This window comes from Streptomyces sp. NPDC003635 (genome assembly GCF_053587635.1).
The window spans coordinates 78,496-91,549 of sequence record NZ_JBSFOK010000020.1 but is presented as its reverse complement, the minus strand read 5'-3'; the positions used below and the strand labels follow the sequence as shown (position 1 = coordinate 91,549).

The 13,054-nt window shown below is 71.9% G+C and carries 17 protein-coding genes; 14 read left to right on the top strand and 3 right to left on the bottom strand.

Going from position 1 to position 13,054, the window contains the following annotated elements:
- The first annotated feature begins 79 nt into the window (after window positions 1-79).
- Genes ACWDRW_RS20390 through ACWDRW_RS20330 form a run of 13 tightly spaced genes read left to right on the top strand, consistent with a single transcriptional unit; the run spans window position 80 to window position 9,698 of the window.
- Window positions 80-1,666: an NAD(P)/FAD-dependent oxidoreductase gene (locus ACWDRW_RS20390; RefSeq protein ID WP_451725050.1), complete on the top strand. Its 1,587-nt coding sequence runs from the start codon at window positions 80-82 to the stop codon at window positions 1,664-1,666.
- Window positions 1,663-3,516 (top strand): transketolase, encoded by a 1,854-nt coding sequence (locus ACWDRW_RS20385; RefSeq protein ID WP_451725049.1) that lies wholly within the window; start codon window positions 1,663-1,665, stop codon window positions 3,514-3,516. Before ACWDRW_RS20390 ends, ACWDRW_RS20385 begins: the two co-directional genes overlap by 4 nt.
- Complete coding sequence (gene ligD, locus ACWDRW_RS20380) at window positions 3,513-4,502, top strand: non-homologous end-joining DNA ligase (protein WP_451725047.1); 990 nt, start codon at window positions 3,513-3,515, stop codon at window positions 4,500-4,502. Before ACWDRW_RS20385 ends, ligD begins: the two co-directional genes overlap by 4 nt.
- Window positions 4,499-4,831, top strand: coding sequence for a gas vesicle protein GvpO (locus tag ACWDRW_RS20375; protein ID WP_451725045.1), 333 nt, complete (start codon window positions 4,499-4,501; stop codon window positions 4,829-4,831). The genes ligD and ACWDRW_RS20375 overlap by 4 nt, the downstream gene beginning before the upstream one ends.
- Window positions 4,832-4,879: 48 nt before the next feature.
- On the top strand, window positions 4,880-5,311 hold the full coding sequence (locus tag ACWDRW_RS20370; protein WP_451725044.1) for a gas vesicle structural protein GvpA: 432 nt from the start codon (window positions 4,880-4,882) through the stop codon (window positions 5,309-5,311).
- Window positions 5,308-6,069, top strand: coding sequence for a GvpL/GvpF family gas vesicle protein (locus ACWDRW_RS20365; RefSeq protein ID WP_451725042.1), 762 nt, complete (start codon window positions 5,308-5,310; stop codon window positions 6,067-6,069). Before ACWDRW_RS20370 ends, ACWDRW_RS20365 begins: the two co-directional genes overlap by 4 nt.
- A 5-nt stretch (window positions 6,070-6,074) precedes the next feature.
- Complete coding sequence (locus ACWDRW_RS20360) at window positions 6,075-6,302, top strand: gas vesicle protein GvpG (RefSeq protein WP_451725039.1); 228 nt, start codon at window positions 6,075-6,077, stop codon at window positions 6,300-6,302.
- Window positions 6,299-6,988 carry a DNA primase gene (locus tag ACWDRW_RS20355; RefSeq protein WP_451725037.1) on the top strand — a complete coding sequence of 230 codons (690 nt, stop codon included), beginning with the start codon at window positions 6,299-6,301 and terminating at the stop codon, window positions 6,986-6,988. The genes ACWDRW_RS20360 and ACWDRW_RS20355 overlap by 4 nt, the downstream gene beginning before the upstream one ends.
- Window positions 6,988-8,124 (top strand): SRPBCC family protein, encoded by a 1,137-nt coding sequence (locus ACWDRW_RS20350; RefSeq protein ID WP_451725035.1) that lies wholly within the window; start codon window positions 6,988-6,990, stop codon window positions 8,122-8,124. Before ACWDRW_RS20355 ends, ACWDRW_RS20350 begins: the two co-directional genes overlap by 1 nt.
- Entirely contained in the window at window positions 8,121-8,444 is a 324-nt protein-coding gene (locus tag ACWDRW_RS20345) for a gas vesicle protein (RefSeq protein ID WP_451725033.1), read from the top strand. Before ACWDRW_RS20350 ends, ACWDRW_RS20345 begins: the two co-directional genes overlap by 4 nt.
- The gene (locus tag ACWDRW_RS20340) at window positions 8,444-9,235 is read left to right on the top strand and encodes a GvpL/GvpF family gas vesicle protein (protein WP_451725030.1); all 792 of its coding nucleotides are present in this window, start codon (window positions 8,444-8,446) and stop codon (window positions 9,233-9,235) included. The genes ACWDRW_RS20345 and ACWDRW_RS20340 overlap by 1 nt, the downstream gene beginning before the upstream one ends.
- Window positions 9,232-9,420 carry a gas vesicle protein gene (locus tag ACWDRW_RS20335; protein WP_451725029.1) on the top strand — a complete coding sequence of 63 codons (189 nt, stop codon included), beginning with the start codon at window positions 9,232-9,234 and terminating at the stop codon, window positions 9,418-9,420. The genes ACWDRW_RS20340 and ACWDRW_RS20335 overlap by 4 nt, the downstream gene beginning before the upstream one ends.
- Window positions 9,417-9,698: a gas vesicle protein K gene (locus ACWDRW_RS20330; protein ID WP_451725028.1), complete on the top strand. Its 282-nt coding sequence runs from the start codon at window positions 9,417-9,419 to the stop codon at window positions 9,696-9,698. The genes ACWDRW_RS20335 and ACWDRW_RS20330 overlap by 4 nt, the downstream gene beginning before the upstream one ends.
- A 14-nt stretch (window positions 9,699-9,712) precedes the next feature.
- On the opposite strand, the gene ACWDRW_RS20325 is transcribed toward ACWDRW_RS20330, so the two are convergent.
- From ACWDRW_RS20325 to ACWDRW_RS20315, 3 genes are all read right to left on the bottom strand, one after another.
- Window positions 9,713-9,883 carry a hydrophobic protein gene (locus tag ACWDRW_RS20325; RefSeq protein WP_451725026.1) on the bottom strand — a complete coding sequence of 57 codons (171 nt, stop codon included), beginning with the start codon at window positions 9,881-9,883 and terminating at the stop codon, window positions 9,713-9,715.
- A gap of 49 nt (window positions 9,884-9,932) precedes the next feature.
- A complete protein-coding gene (locus ACWDRW_RS20320) occupies window positions 9,933-10,748 on the bottom strand; it encodes a methyltransferase domain-containing protein (RefSeq protein ID WP_451725024.1) in 816 nt (271 codons plus the stop codon).
- 91 nt (window positions 10,749-10,839) lie between these two features.
- Window positions 10,840-12,333: a phosphatase PAP2 family protein gene (locus tag ACWDRW_RS20315; protein WP_451725022.1), complete on the bottom strand. Its 1,494-nt coding sequence runs from the start codon at window positions 12,331-12,333 to the stop codon at window positions 10,840-10,842.
- A 60-nt stretch (window positions 12,334-12,393) separates the two neighbouring features.
- Between ACWDRW_RS20315 and ACWDRW_RS20310 the strand changes: the two genes are divergently transcribed.
- Complete coding sequence (locus ACWDRW_RS20310; protein WP_451725021.1) at window positions 12,394-13,050, top strand: histidine phosphatase family protein; 657 nt, start codon at window positions 12,394-12,396, stop codon at window positions 13,048-13,050.
- The last annotated feature ends 4 nt before the right edge of the window (window positions 13,051-13,054 follow it).

The window sequence follows — 13,054 nt, the reverse complement described above, 5'->3', positions numbered from 1 at the left end:
GCGCCATGACGTTTGGCGGCCCTGACCAGGGTTACGCGGAAGACTCCCGAGAGTCGCGACAGCTCCGGAGGACCACATCGTGAGCCGACCCCGCATCGTGATCGTCGGCGCCGGATTCGCCGGGTACCGGACGGCCCGCGTCCTGTCCCGGCTCACCCGGCACCGAGCCCGGATCACCCTGCTTAACCCGACCGACTACTTCCTGTACCTGCCGCTGCTGCCCCAGGTCGCCGCCGGGATCCTGGAGCCACGCCGGGTGACCGTCTCGCTCTCCGGCACCCTGCCGCACGTAAGGCTGGTGCTCGGCGAGGCGGACGCGATCGACCTCGACGGGCACACCGTGCACTACAGCGGTCCCGAGGGCGAGCCCGGCAGCCTGGAGTTCGACCGGCTGGTGCTGGCCGCCGGCAGCGTCAACAAGCTGCTGCCCATCCCGGGCGTCGCCGAGCACGCGCACGGTTTCCGCAGCCTGCCCGAGGCGCTGTACCTGCGGGACCACGTGACCCGCCAGGTGGAGCTGGCCACCACCGCCGACGACCCCAAGTGCTGCTCGGCCCGCTGTACGTTCGTCGTGGTCGGCGCCGGTTACACCGGCACGGAGGTCGCGGCCCAGGGGCAGCTCTTCACCGACTCCCAGGTGCGCAAGCACCCGATGCGGACGGGAATGCGGCCACGCTGGCTGCTGCTGGACATCGCCGACCGGGTCCTGCCCGAGCTGGACGAGCGGCTCTCGCGCACCGCCGACAGGGTGCTGCGCGAGCGGGGCGTCGACGTACGGATGGGCACCTCGGTGAAGGAGGCCACGCACGGCGGCGTGCTGCTCACCGACGGCGAGTTCATCGATACCCGCACCCTGGTCTGGTGCGTCGGGGTGCGGCCCGATCCGCTCGCGCAGTCGCTGGAGCTGCCCATGGAACGCGGCCGGCTGCTGGTCGACCCGCACCTGCGGGTACCGGGTCGCCCCGAGCTGTTCGCCTGCGGGGACGCGGCCGCCGTACCGGATCTGGAGAATCCCGGCGCGTACACGCCGATGACGGCGCAGCACGCCTGGCGACAGGGCAAGGTCGCGGCCCGCAACGTGGCCGCCTCGCTCGGGATCGGGGAGCCCCGCGCCTACCGCCACCGCGACCTGGGCTTCGCCGTCGACCTCGGCGGGGTCAAGGCCGCAGCCAACCCGCTCGGTCTGCCCCTGTCCGGCGTCGCCGCCGGCGCGGTCACCCGCGGCTACCACCTCGCGGCGATGCCGGGCAACCGGGTCCGCGTCGCCGCCGACTGGCTCCTGGACGCCGTACTCCCGCGCCAGGCCGTTCAGTTGGGCCTCGTGCGGTCCTGGTCGGTGCCGTTGGACACGGCCTCGCCGGAGCTGGTGCGGGCGCCGGGGCAACCGGAGAAACACACGGAGGAACCGATGCGCGAGCCGGCGAGGAACCAGCCGGGCTGGGAACCGGCGAAGAACCAGCCGGGTGGGGAACCGGCGAAGAACCAGCCGGGTGGGGAACCGGCGAGGAACCAGCCGGGTGGGGAACCGGCGAGGAACCAGCCCGGCGGGGAACCGGCGAAGGACCGGCACGGTCGTGCGCACACCGAGCCGCCGGGGCCCGTGCGGCGTGAGGACATCCCGTCCGGGACACGCCCCGACGGCCGGCCCGCGGAAGGAGACTCATGAACACCGATGAACTCGTCGAGATGGGGCAGCAACTGCGGGTCGACAGCGTGCGCGCCTCCGACGCCGCGGGATCCGGCCATCCGACCTCGTCGATGTCCGCCGCCGACCTGATGGCCGTCCTCCTCGCCCACCACTTCCGCTACGACTTCGACCGCCCCGCCCACCCCGGCAACGACCGCTTCGTGCTGTCCAAGGGACACGCGACCCCCCTTCTGTACTCGGCGTTCAAGGCGGCGGGGGTCGTCGAGGACGCCGAACTGCTCACCTTCCGCAAGCTCGGCAGCGCGCTCGAAGGGCATCCCACACCCCGCCGGATCCCCTGGGTGGAGACGGCCACCGGATCGCTCGGGCAGGGCCTGCCGGTCGGCGTCGGCATCGCGCTCGCGGGCAAGCGCCTCGACCGCATCGACTACCGGGTGTGGGTGCTGTGCGGGGACAGCGAGCTGGCCGAGGGCTCCGTGTGGGAGGCCGCCGAGCACGCAGCGTACGAGCATCTGGACAACCTGACCGCCATCGTCGACGTCAACCGGCTCGGCCAGCGCGGCCCGACCCGGCACGGCCACGACCTGGACGCCTACGCCCGCCGCTTCCAGGCCTTCGGCTGGCACACCGTGGAGGTCGACGGACATGACGTGGACGCCATCGACCGCGCCTACGGCGAGGCCAGGTCCACCACCGGGCAGCCCACCGCGATTCTCGCCCGCACCCTCAAGGGCAAGGGCGTGGAGGCCGTACAGGACCGCGAAGGTCTGCACGGCAAGCCGCTGAAGGACGCCGAGCAGGCCGTCGCCGAGCTCGGCGGGCGGCGCGAGGGCCGGGTCCGGGTGCGGGAACCGCATGCCGCCCGCATCCTGCACGCCGTACGCACGGGCGACTACGAGCTGCCCAGGTTCGAGATGAGCGACACCGAGAAGGTCGCCACCCGGGACGCCTACGGCCAGGCCCTCGCCGCGCTCGGCTCCGGCCGCGGCGATGTGGTCGCCCTGGACGGCGAGGTCGGCGACTCCACCCGCGCGGAGCTGTTCGCCAAGGAACACCCCGACCGGTACTTCGAGTGCTACATAGCCGAGCAGCAGATGGTCGCCACCGCTGTCGGGCTGGCCTCCCGCGGCTGGGTGCCCTACGCCGCCACCTTCGCGGCCTTCCTCACGCGGGCCCACGACTTCATCCGCATGGCGTCCGTCAGCGGTGCCGGGATCAACCTCGTCGGCTCGCACGCGGGTGTCGCCATCGGCCAGGACGGGCCCTCGCAGATGGGGCTGGAGGACCTGGCGATGATGCGGGCGGTGCACGGTTCGACCGTGCTGTATCCGTGCGACGCCAACCAGACCGCCCGGCTCGTCGCCACCATGGCGGGCCTGGACGGCATCCGCTACCTGCGCACCTCGCGTGGCGCGAGCCCGGTGATCTACGGCCCCGACGAGGAGTTCCCGGTCGGCGGCAGCAAGGTGCTGCGCTCCTCCGCCGCGGACCGGATGACGTTCGTCGCCGCGGGCGTCACCGTGCACGAGGCGCTGGCCGCCGCGGAGGCCTTGGACCGCGAGGGCATCCCGGTCCGGGTGATCGACCTGTACTCGGTCAAGCCCGTCGACCGGATCGTCCTGCGCCGGGCCGCCGAGGAGACCGGCTGTCTGATCACGGTGGAGGACCACCACGAGGAGGGCGGCCTCGGCGACGCCGTCATGGACGCGTTCGTCGACGGGCGCCCGGTGCCGCGCCTGGTTCGCCTCGCGGTCCGTACGATGCCCGGCTCGGCGTCTCCCGACGAACAGTTGCACGCCGCGGGCATCGACGCCGAGTCGATCGCGGCGGCCGGCCGGTTGCTGGTGGCCGAGGCGATCGTGCCGTGAGCGACAACGACGTCCGCAAGGTGCGGGCCGGGCGGCGCACGGTCGAGGTCCGGCGCCCGGACAAGGTGCTCTTCCCCGGCGAGGGCGGCTCGAAGGAGTACACCAAGGGCGATCTGGTCGACTACTACCGGTCCGTCGCCCCCTTCATGCTGCCGCACCTGCGCGGCCGCCCGCTGATGCTGGAGCGGCACCCCGACGGGCTCGACGGACCCCGCTTCATGCAGAAGAACGCCCCCGACACCTTCCCCGACTGGGTCACCCGCGTCGAGGTGCCCAAGGAGGACGGCACCGTCCGCCACACCGTCTGCGAGGACACCGCCACCCTCGTGCTCCTCGCCGACCAGGCCTGCGTCACCCTGCACCGCTGGCTCTCCCGCGTCGGACGCCTCGACCGGCCCGACCGGATGGTGTTCGACCTCGACCCGGCCGACGACGACTTCGAGCAAGTACGGGAGGCGGCCTGGCTGCTGGGCGAGCTGCTGGACGAACTGAACCTGCCCTCGGCCCTCATGACGACCGGTTCGCGCGGACTGCATGTGATCGTCCCGCTGAACGGCCATCACGACTTCGACGAGGTACGGCGGTTCGCGCACGACGCCGCCGAGCACCTCGCCGCGGCTCACCCGGGCAAGCTCACCACCGCCGCCCGCAAGAAGGACCGCGGTGACCGTCTCTACCTCGACGTCCAGCGCAACGGCTACGCGCAGACCGCGGTGGTGCCCTTCACCGTCCGCGCCCTGCCCGGCGCCCCCGTCGCCGTCCCCGTCGACTGGACCGCGCTGGACGATCCCGGCCTGGACGCCCGGCGCTGGTCCGTCGCCGACGCCGTGGAGCAGGCCCGCACCAACCCCTGGGCCGACGTGTTCCGCCGGGGCCGCGCTCTCGGCCCCGCCCGACGCAAACTCGACGCCCTCCGTGGCGAGGGCACGCAAAACCGAGGGTTTGACCAACGCCTCTCGGGCCACTCGGCGAGCGAGGCGCCATGACTAATTCACAGAACACACCCAAGACATCCGACAACGACAAGGGTGGGGCGGCCGACCGGCCGACCCCCATGGACGTGCTGCGCCAGGCTCGCGTCCAGCTGGCCGAGCTCACCGGCATGACCGCCGAGTCGGTCTCGTCCTTCAACCAGACGGAGGACGGCTGGACGCTGGAGATCGAGGTCCTGGAACTGGCCCGCGTGCCGGACACCATGAGCCTGCTCGCGAGCTACGAGGTCGATCTCGACCCGGACGGCCAGCTCACCGGCTACCGGCGGGTCCGCCGCTACGAACGAGGGCGCTCCGACCCGCGTCGGTCCGGCGGCCGTTAGGCCGCGGCCCGCACCCACCCCGATCCCGGAACAGGAGGAACGTTCGGCATGACCGTTGTACCGGCACAACAGAGCGGCGGCGGAGGTGGCTCCAGCGGCCTCTACGACGTCCTGGAGCTCGTTCTCGACCGAGGGCTCGTCATCGACGCGTTCGTGCGTGTCTCCCTCGTCGGCATCGAGATCCTCAAGATCGACGTCAGGGTCGTCGTCGCGAGCGTCGACACCTATCTCCGTTTCGCCGAGGCGTGCAACCGCCTCGACCTGGAGGCCGGTCCGCGCAAGAGCCCGGGCCTGCCCGACGTGGTCGGCCAGATCACCGAGTCCGGCGCCCGCGGCAAGTCCAAGGGCGCGCTGTCCGGAGCCGCGGAGACGATCTCCGGCGCCTTCAAGCAGGCCCGTGGCGAGGGCGAGGGCGAGGCCGAGTCGCGGCCGCGTACCCGCAAGTCCACCGCCTCGCGCCGGAAGGAGGAGCAGGAGTGAGCACGTACGTGTACGGCATCACCGCGAGCTCGCATCCCGCGCTGCCCGAGGACATGACCGGCGTCGGCGACCCGGCGCTCCCCGTGCGTGTGCTGAAGGAGGGCCCGCTGGCCGCCCTCGTCAGTGACGCCCCGGAGGGACTGCGCCCCAAGCGCAGGGACCTGCTCGCCCACCAGAACGTCCTCGCCGAGACCGGTGCCGCGGGCTGTGTGCTGCCCATGCGGTTCGGCAGTGTCGCCCCCGACGACGACACGGTCACCGGCGTGCTCGCCGAGCGCGCCGACCACTACCAGGAACGGCTGCGCACGCTGGACGGCAAGGTCGAGTACAACGTCAAGGCGAGCCACGACGAAGAGGCCGTACTGCACCGGGTGATGTCGCAGAGCCCGGAGATCCGCTCCCTGACGGAGGCCAACCGGCAGGCTGGCGGCGGCAGTTACGACCAGAAGCTGCAGCTCGGCGAGATGGTGGTGGCCGCGGTGAAGGCCCGCGAGGCCGAGGACGCCGCCGATGTCCAGCGGATCCTCGAGGCCAAGGCGTCGGCGGTGAGCAACGGCCCCGAGTCCAGCGGCTGGCTCGCCAACATCTCCTTCCTGGTCGACCGGGACACCGCCGAGGTCTTCCTGGCCGCCGTGGAGGAACTGCGCCAGAGCCATCCGCACCTGGAGGTGCGGCTCAACGGCCCGCTGCCGCCGTACAGCTTCGTGGAGCCCGGGCCGACGGGGCCCGCGGCCACCCTGGGCGCCCCCGAGGAGTGAGTGGGATGGGACTGATCGGCGAAGTGCTGTTGCTGCCCTTCGCCCCGGTGCGCGGCAGTGCGTGGGTGATCGGGCAGGTGCTGAACGAGGCGGAGCGCATCTACTACGACCCGGCCACAGTGAGGAAGGAACTCGCCCGCCTGGAGGAGCAGTTGGAGGCGGGCGAGATCGACGAGGAGGAGTTCGACCGGCGTGAGGACGAACTCCTCGAACGGCTGGAGACGACACGATGAACAGAGCGGGACTCGGCCTGGCGATCGGGGCCGGATACGTCCTCGGACGGACGAAGAAGATGAAACTCGCGTTCGCCGTCGGCACCCTCGTGGCCGGCAAGCGGATGCGCCTGAACCCGCGGGCGCTCGCGGAGCTGGCCTCCCAGCAACTGCTGCAGAACCCGCAGTTCAAGGAGATCGGGGACCAGTTGCGCGAGGACCTGCGCGGCGTCGGCAAGGCCGCGAGCGGTGCGATGGTCGAGCGGCAGCTCGACTCGCTCGCCGACCGGCTGCACGGCCGCACCGCCGAGGTGCGCGACCAACTGGCCGGCGTGGCACCGGATCTCGACGGGGAGGACGACGAGGAGTACGCCGACGAGGACGAGCGCTCCGGGGCGTACGACGACGAGGACGAAGAGGACCACGACGACGCCTCGGAGGAGGAGTCCGGGCCGCGGCGGGAGCGGAGCGAGAAGGCCGCGCCCGCGAAGAGGACGGCCAAGGCTCCGGCGAAGAAGGCGGCGGCGAAGAAGACCGCGAAGACCGCGGCGAAGAAGGCTGCACCGGCCAAGAAGGCGGCAGCCAAGAAGGCACCGGCGAGGACCGCGAAGAAGGCCACCCGCTCGGGCGCGGCGAAGAAGACCGCCGCCGCCCGTGGCGCGGCCCGCGGGGCCGGCGCCGGGACCCGGAAGGGCGGTGGTGAGTGATGAGCGAGCCCGTGGGACGCGTGTCCTCCCTGGCCCAGAGCGAGGCCGCCGACCGGCTGAAGGCGGAAGTGCAGGAGTACCTCGCCGCACAGGCCCAGCGCCTGCTGGTCGGCGCGGGCCGCAAGCTCGGCGAGACCACGCTGAAACTGAACGACATAGCGGACGGCAAGAGCCCCGGGTTCGCCCAACTCGCCCTCGACGGCGGCCGCAAGCTCGCCGAGGGCAAGGGCCCGCTGCGCAGCGCGCTGGAGCTCGGCGCCTCGCGCGCCAAGGACAGCGTGGTCGAGGCGTTCAAGGGCCTCGGCGGCAAGGGCAAGGGGAAGGGCAAGGGCGGTGCGGGCAAGAAGCCCACCGTCATCATGGAGTACGTCGACGTCGGGGTGTCCCTGCGCACGGCGTACGACCAGTGGACCCAGTACCAGGACTTCAGCACGTTCGCGAAGGGTGTGAAGAGCGCGAGCCGCGCCGACGACACCACCTCCGACTGGCAGCTGAAGGTCTTCTGGTCCAACCGGAGCTGGAAGGCGCAGACCAAGGAACAGGTGCCGGACGACCGGATCGTCTGGACCTCGGAGGGCGCCAAGGGCACGACGAAGGGAGTCGTCTCCTTCCACCGGCTCGCAGACCAGCTCACCCGGGTCCTGCTGGTGATCGAGTACTACCCCCAGGGGTTGTTCGAGAAGACCGGCAACATCTGGCGCGCCCAGGGCCGCCGGGCCCGGCTCGACCTGAAGAACTACGTCCGGTACGTCACGCTGAAGGGTGAGGTCGAGGACGGCTGGCGCGGGGAGATCCGCGACGGCGAGGTCGTCGTCAGCCACGAGGACGCGCTCGAGCAGGAGGAGTCGCAGGAAGCCCACGAGGACGAGGACGAGGCGGAGGGCGGCTACGAGGACGACACCGAAGAGGAGCACGACGACGAGCCCGTCGCCGAGGACGAGCCGGTCGACGAGGACGAGTTCGTGGACGAGGACGAGCCGGTCGACGAGGACGAGCCCGTGGACGAGGACGAGCCCGTGGACGAGGACGAGCCGGTCGACGAGGACGAGCCCGTCGACGAGGACGAGCTGGAGGACGAGGAAGAGTACGAGGACGAGCCCGAGGACGACTACGCCGACACCGGGAGCCGCCGATGACGGTCCCCGGCCGGCTTCCCGAACCCTATGGCCAGGGCGGCGGCGCCAACCTCGCCGACATCCTGGAGCGCGTCCTCGACAAGGGCGTGATCATCGCGGGTGACATCCGGATCAACCTGCTGGACATCGAGCTGCTCACGATCAAACTGCGTCTGATCGTCGCCTCCGTCGACAAGGCGCGGGAGATGGGCATCGACTGGTGGGAGGACGATCCGGCGCTGTCCTCGCGGGCCCGGCGCGACGAACTCGCGCGGGAGAACGCCGAGTTGCGCGAGCGGCTGGCCCAACTTGAGCCCAGCCGCGGGCAGGAGGAGGTCTGATGCCGGGACTGCGCTATGTGTACGCCATCTGCCGGCCCTTCCGGTCGGCCCTGCAGTCCCAGCTGACCGGGGTCGTCGGACAGCCCCCGAGGCAGCTGACCCACCACGGCCTGATCGCCGTCTACAGCGTCGTGCCGGAGCGGGACTTCGCCGAGGAGCCGCTGCGCTCCCATCTGGAGGACCTGGACTGGCTCACCGCGACGGCCAGGGCCCACCAGGGTGTCATCGACGCGCTCACCGTCGTCACCACCCCGCTCCCGCTCCGGCTCGCCACCGTCTTCCGGGACGACAGCGCCCTGCGCACGATGATGGAGTCCCGTGAGGCGTACTTCCTGCGCACCCTGGACCGGCTCCAGGGCCGGGTGGAGTGGGGCGTCAAGGTCTACGTCGAGGCCGAGCCGGAGGACACCGCCGCACCCGTGGAGAAGCCCGCCACGGGCCGGGACTATCTGCGCCGGCGGGCCCAGCAGACCCGTTCCCATGAGCACAGCTGGCAGCAGGCCACGGAATTCGCCGGGCGGCTGCACTCGACGCTCTCCTCATACGCGGAGGATTCCCGGCTGCACAATCCCCAGAGCTCTGAGCTTTCCGGCGCCTCGGGACAGAACGTACTGAACGCCGCTTATCTGGTGCCCCGCGGAGAATCCGAGGAATTCGTGGAACTGGTGGACCGCACGAAGGACGAGGCCCCGGGAATTCGCGTGGAACTCACCGGGCCCTGGGCGGCCTACTCCTTCACCGGAGAAGAGACGGGGAACGAGACGGAGGGAACGGGGGACGAGAGGCAGTGACCGTCATCGAACGCCGTGAGGTCGCCCTGGTGGACCTCTTGGACCGGCTGCTGGCCGGCGGGGTCGTCATCACGGGCGACATCACTTTGCGCATCGCCGACGTGGACCTCGTGCGTATCGACCTGAACGCGCTGATCAGCTCGGTGAACGCCAATGTGCCCTCGCCCTTCGAGGGGTCGATGTGAGCGCCCGGGAGCGGCTGGACCTCGACCCCGACACCGTGGAGCGGGATCTCATCAAGCTCGTGCTCACCGTGGTGGAGCTGTTGCGCCAGCTCATGGAGCGCCAGGCGCTGCGCCGCTTCGACGAGGGCGGTCTCAGTGAGGAGCAGGAGGAGCGCATCGGGCTCACCCTGATGCTGCTCGAGGAGCGGATGACCGAGTTGCGCGAGCGGTACGGACTGCGGCCCGAGGACCTCAATCTGGACCTCGGGCCGCTCGGACCGCTGCTCCCCCGGGAGTAAGCCTCCCGGGCCCGTCACCACCTGTACCAGCGGCCCCTGCCCCCGGCGGCAGTGGTGCCGCGCATCAGGAATCCCAGCAACCAGAGGACGAGAACTGCCAGCGCAATCCACCAGAGCACTTTCACTGCAAATCCGGCACCGAACAGAATGAGCGCCAGAAGCAGAACCAGCAGAACAGGAACCATAGTGTGATACCTCCTGCTGGCCGAGTTACCGGAATTCCTTATTTCAGGCCTACGTGCGGCACAGAATTTCTCCGTGCAGAACGCTGAACCAGCCGTCCGCCCGCTCGCCCCAGGCCCGCCAGGCGTCCGCGACGGCGCGCAGCTGTTCCGGGGAGGCGTGGCCGCCCTCGACGGCCCGGTCCGCGTAGGCGGAGGCGAGCGTGCGGTCCGCCCACAGGCCGCTCCACCAGGCCCGCTCCGCCGGGGAGGCGAAGGTCCAGGTGGCCGAGGTGGCCGTGATGTCGGTCAGGCCGGCGTCGAGCGCCCAGGACTTCAGCCGTCGGCCCGCGTCCGGCTCCCCGCCGTTGGCGCGGGCCACCCGGCGGTACAGGTCCAGCCAGTCGTCCATCCCCGGGGACGCCGGGTACCAGGTCATGGCCGCGTAGTCCGAGTCCCGGACCGCGATGAACCCGCCGGGCCTCGTCACCCGTCTCATCTCCCTCAGCGCCTGGACCGGGTCTCCGACGTGCTGGAGCACCTGGTGCGCGTGGACGACGCAGAAGCTGTCGTCGGGGAACTCCAGCGCGTGCACGTCGGCGACCGCGAAGTCGACGTTGTGCAGGCCCCGTTCGGCCGCCGTGGCCCGGGCCTGCGCCAGGATGCCGGGGGCCCGGTCGACCCCGGTGACCCGGCCGTCCGGCACCAGCGCCGCCAGGTCGGCGGTGATGGTGCCGGGGCCGCAGCCGATGTCCAGGATCCGCATGCGGGGCTCGAGCGAGTCCAGCAGGTAGGCCGCGGAGTTGGCGGCGGTGCGCCAGGTGTGCGAGCGCAGCACCGACTCGTGGTGCCCATGGGTGTATACGGCGGTCTCGCGCGGCTGCGGCATGGCGTTCCCCTCGTCTCGTCGTCCTGCCGCCACCGTACGCGTGCATGTCGAATAATGAGACCCGCGTTTTGCCATCTGGACTGACGAAGCGTCAGTGGCCGGGCAGTGGCCGGTACACCGTGAGCGCCTCGGGCAGCTTCTCCAGCGTCACCTCGCCCTCCACCTCGGTGACTTCGCCGTCGAAGGCGAGCAGCGAGCCCGGGCCGACGTCGGCCAGACGCAGTCGCCCGACCTGGACCGCCGCGTGGGCGGGGGAGCGGGTCAGTGGGCCGGCGACGGCCGCCGCGAGCAGCCGGAGCGCGGGGCGCCGGCCGCCGTGCACGACGCGTACGTCCAGTACGCCGTCCGCGAGGTCAACCCGGCGGCCGGGCGTCAGGCCCATCCGGTGGTAGGTGCCGTTCCCGGCGAAGAGCAGCCACAACGGCCGCGGTGAGCCGCCCAGTTGGGCCTCCAGGGGGTGCCGGTCGGCGCGCAGGACGCGCAGGGCGGCGAGCACTCCGGCCGGCCAGCCGCCGATCCGGTGCGACCAGCGGTCCCGCTCGCGCACCAGCTCCGGGTACACGCCCAGGCTGCAGGTGTTGAGGAACACGCCCCGCCGCGCACCGGTGCGGAACTGGCCCACGTCCACCCGCACCGCGTGGCCGTGCACCAGGGCTCGGGCCAGGTCGCGCACGTCCTCCACGCCCAGGTCGTAGGCGAAGTGGTTGAGGGTGCCGCCGGGCAGCACCGCGAGCGGCAGCCCGTGCCGCAGGGCGACCTCGGCGGCGGCGTTCACCGTGCCGTCCCCGCCGCACACCCCGAGCACCCTCGCGTGCGCCGCCGCCTTCTCCAGTTCCGCCCGCACGTCGCCGGGCTCGCACTCCACGACCTCCGCCTCCGGCAGGACGTCCAGCAAGGCGCGTACCCGCTCGGCGGTGCCCGAGCCGGTGTTCGCCACCATGACCAGGCCCTCGCCCTCGGTCAGCGCCGGGACCTCGGCACGCGGCCGGGCCGGCGGGCGGAGCTGGGCGCGGGTGGGCACCAGGCCCCGTACGGCGTAGGCGGCGCAAGCGCCGAGGGCGGCCCCCGCCAGGACGTCGCTCGGGAAGTGCACCCCGGTGTAGACCCGGGACATCGCCACCGACCAGGCGACCGGGGCCACCACGGCCCCCCAGGCCGGCGACTCCAGCGCGACACCGGTCGCGAAGGCGGCCGCCGACGCGGAGTGCCCGGACGGGAACGAGGTGGTGATCGGCTGCCGCTTCAGATGCCGCACATGCGGTACGGCATCCAGGACCGGCCGCGGGCGGCGCACCGAACGCTTGCCGAGTGTGTTGATGGTCAGCGAGGCCAGACTCAGCGAGGCGAGTCCGCGCACGGCCGCCCGGCGGGCCCGCGGGGTGCGGGTCGCCGCGATCAGGGCGCCGGTCGCGAACCACAGCACCCCGTGGTTGGCGCTCCGGCTCAGCCGGGGCAGCACCCGCTCGGCGCCCGGCCAGTGCTGCTCGGCGGCGAACTCGAACAGCCGGGAGTCGAGGGCGAGGAGCCGGTCCCGCAGCGCGTGGCGGCCCGGTGTGGGCAGAGTGAAGTCGACATCTGGGCTCATGCCGTGACGGGTACCCTGAAGTGGCCCTTTCTTTGCCGCGCCCGTCCCCGGAGGGCCTGAATGCGTCTGCTCCTCGTCCGTCACGGCCAGACCCCCACGAACGTCGACTACCTGCTGGACACGGCGGTCCCGGGGCCGGGTCTGACCCCGCTCGGCGAGGCCCAGGCGGCCGCGCTGCCCGAGGCCCTCGCGGACGAGGACATCGAGGCCCTGTACGTCTCCACGCTGGTGCGCACGCTGCTCACGGCCGCCCCGCTGGCCGCCGCGCGCGGACTGGAGGCGGTCGTGCGGGACGGCCTCCGGGAGATCTCCGCGGGCGATCTGGAGCTGCTGCCGGGCGACACCGAGCAGGGCGAGCTGTACATGCGTACGGCGTTCTCCTGGGCGGCCGGGGACACGGGCCTGCGGATGCCCGGCGGGGAGAGCGGCGAGGAGGTGCTCGCCCGGTTCGACGCCGTGGTCGCGGAGGCGGCGGCGAGCGGTGCCGGCACGGTCGCGATGGTCAGCCACGGCGCGGTCATCCGGACCTGGACGGCGGCCCGCGCGGACAACGTGGACATCGCCTTCGCCGCCGAGCACCGGCTGGACAACACCGGTGTGGTGGTCCTGGAGGGCTCGCCGTCCGACGGTTTCAAGGCGCTGTCGTGGGCCGGCGCGAGCGTGGCCCCGGCGGGCGAGGGCGGTCCGGCGGGCCGGCCGCTGGAGGACGCCGGATAACGGT

What these genes read in the sequence shown, in the direction of transcription:
- ACWDRW_RS20385 (WP_451725049.1), top strand. Translation starts at nt 1,663, where the DNA reads ATGAACACCGATGAACTCGTCGAGATGGGGCAGCAACTGCGGGTCGAC.
- ACWDRW_RS20375 (WP_451725045.1), top strand. Translation starts at nt 4,499, where the DNA reads ATGACTAATTCACAGAACACACCCAAGACATCCGACAACGACAAGGGT.
- ACWDRW_RS20370 (WP_451725044.1), top strand. Translation starts at nt 4,880, where the DNA reads ATGACCGTTGTACCGGCACAACAGAGCGGCGGCGGAGGTGGCTCCAGC.
- ACWDRW_RS20360 (WP_451725039.1), top strand. Translation starts at nt 6,075, where the DNA reads ATGGGACTGATCGGCGAAGTGCTGTTGCTGCCCTTCGCCCCGGTGCGC.
- ACWDRW_RS20355 (WP_451725037.1), top strand. Translation starts at nt 6,299, where the DNA reads ATGAACAGAGCGGGACTCGGCCTGGCGATCGGGGCCGGATACGTCCTC.
- ACWDRW_RS20350 (WP_451725035.1), top strand. Translation starts at nt 6,988, where the DNA reads ATGAGCGAGCCCGTGGGACGCGTGTCCTCCCTGGCCCAGAGCGAGGCC.
- ACWDRW_RS20345 (WP_451725033.1), top strand. Translation starts at nt 8,121, where the DNA reads ATGACGGTCCCCGGCCGGCTTCCCGAACCCTATGGCCAGGGCGGCGGC.
- ACWDRW_RS20340 (WP_451725030.1), top strand. Translation starts at nt 8,444, where the DNA reads ATGCCGGGACTGCGCTATGTGTACGCCATCTGCCGGCCCTTCCGGTCG.
- ACWDRW_RS20325 (WP_451725026.1), bottom strand. Translation starts at nt 9,883, where the DNA reads ATGGTTCCTGTTCTGCTGGTTCTGCTTCTGGCGCTCATTCTGTTCGGT.
- ACWDRW_RS20320 (WP_451725024.1), bottom strand. Translation starts at nt 10,748, where the DNA reads ATGCCGCAGCCGCGCGAGACCGCCGTATACACCCATGGGCACCACGAG.
- ACWDRW_RS20315 (WP_451725022.1), bottom strand. Translation starts at nt 12,333, where the DNA reads ATGAGCCCAGATGTCGACTTCACTCTGCCCACACCGGGCCGCCACGCG.
- ACWDRW_RS20310 (WP_451725021.1), top strand. Translation starts at nt 12,394, where the DNA reads ATGCGTCTGCTCCTCGTCCGTCACGGCCAGACCCCCACGAACGTCGAC.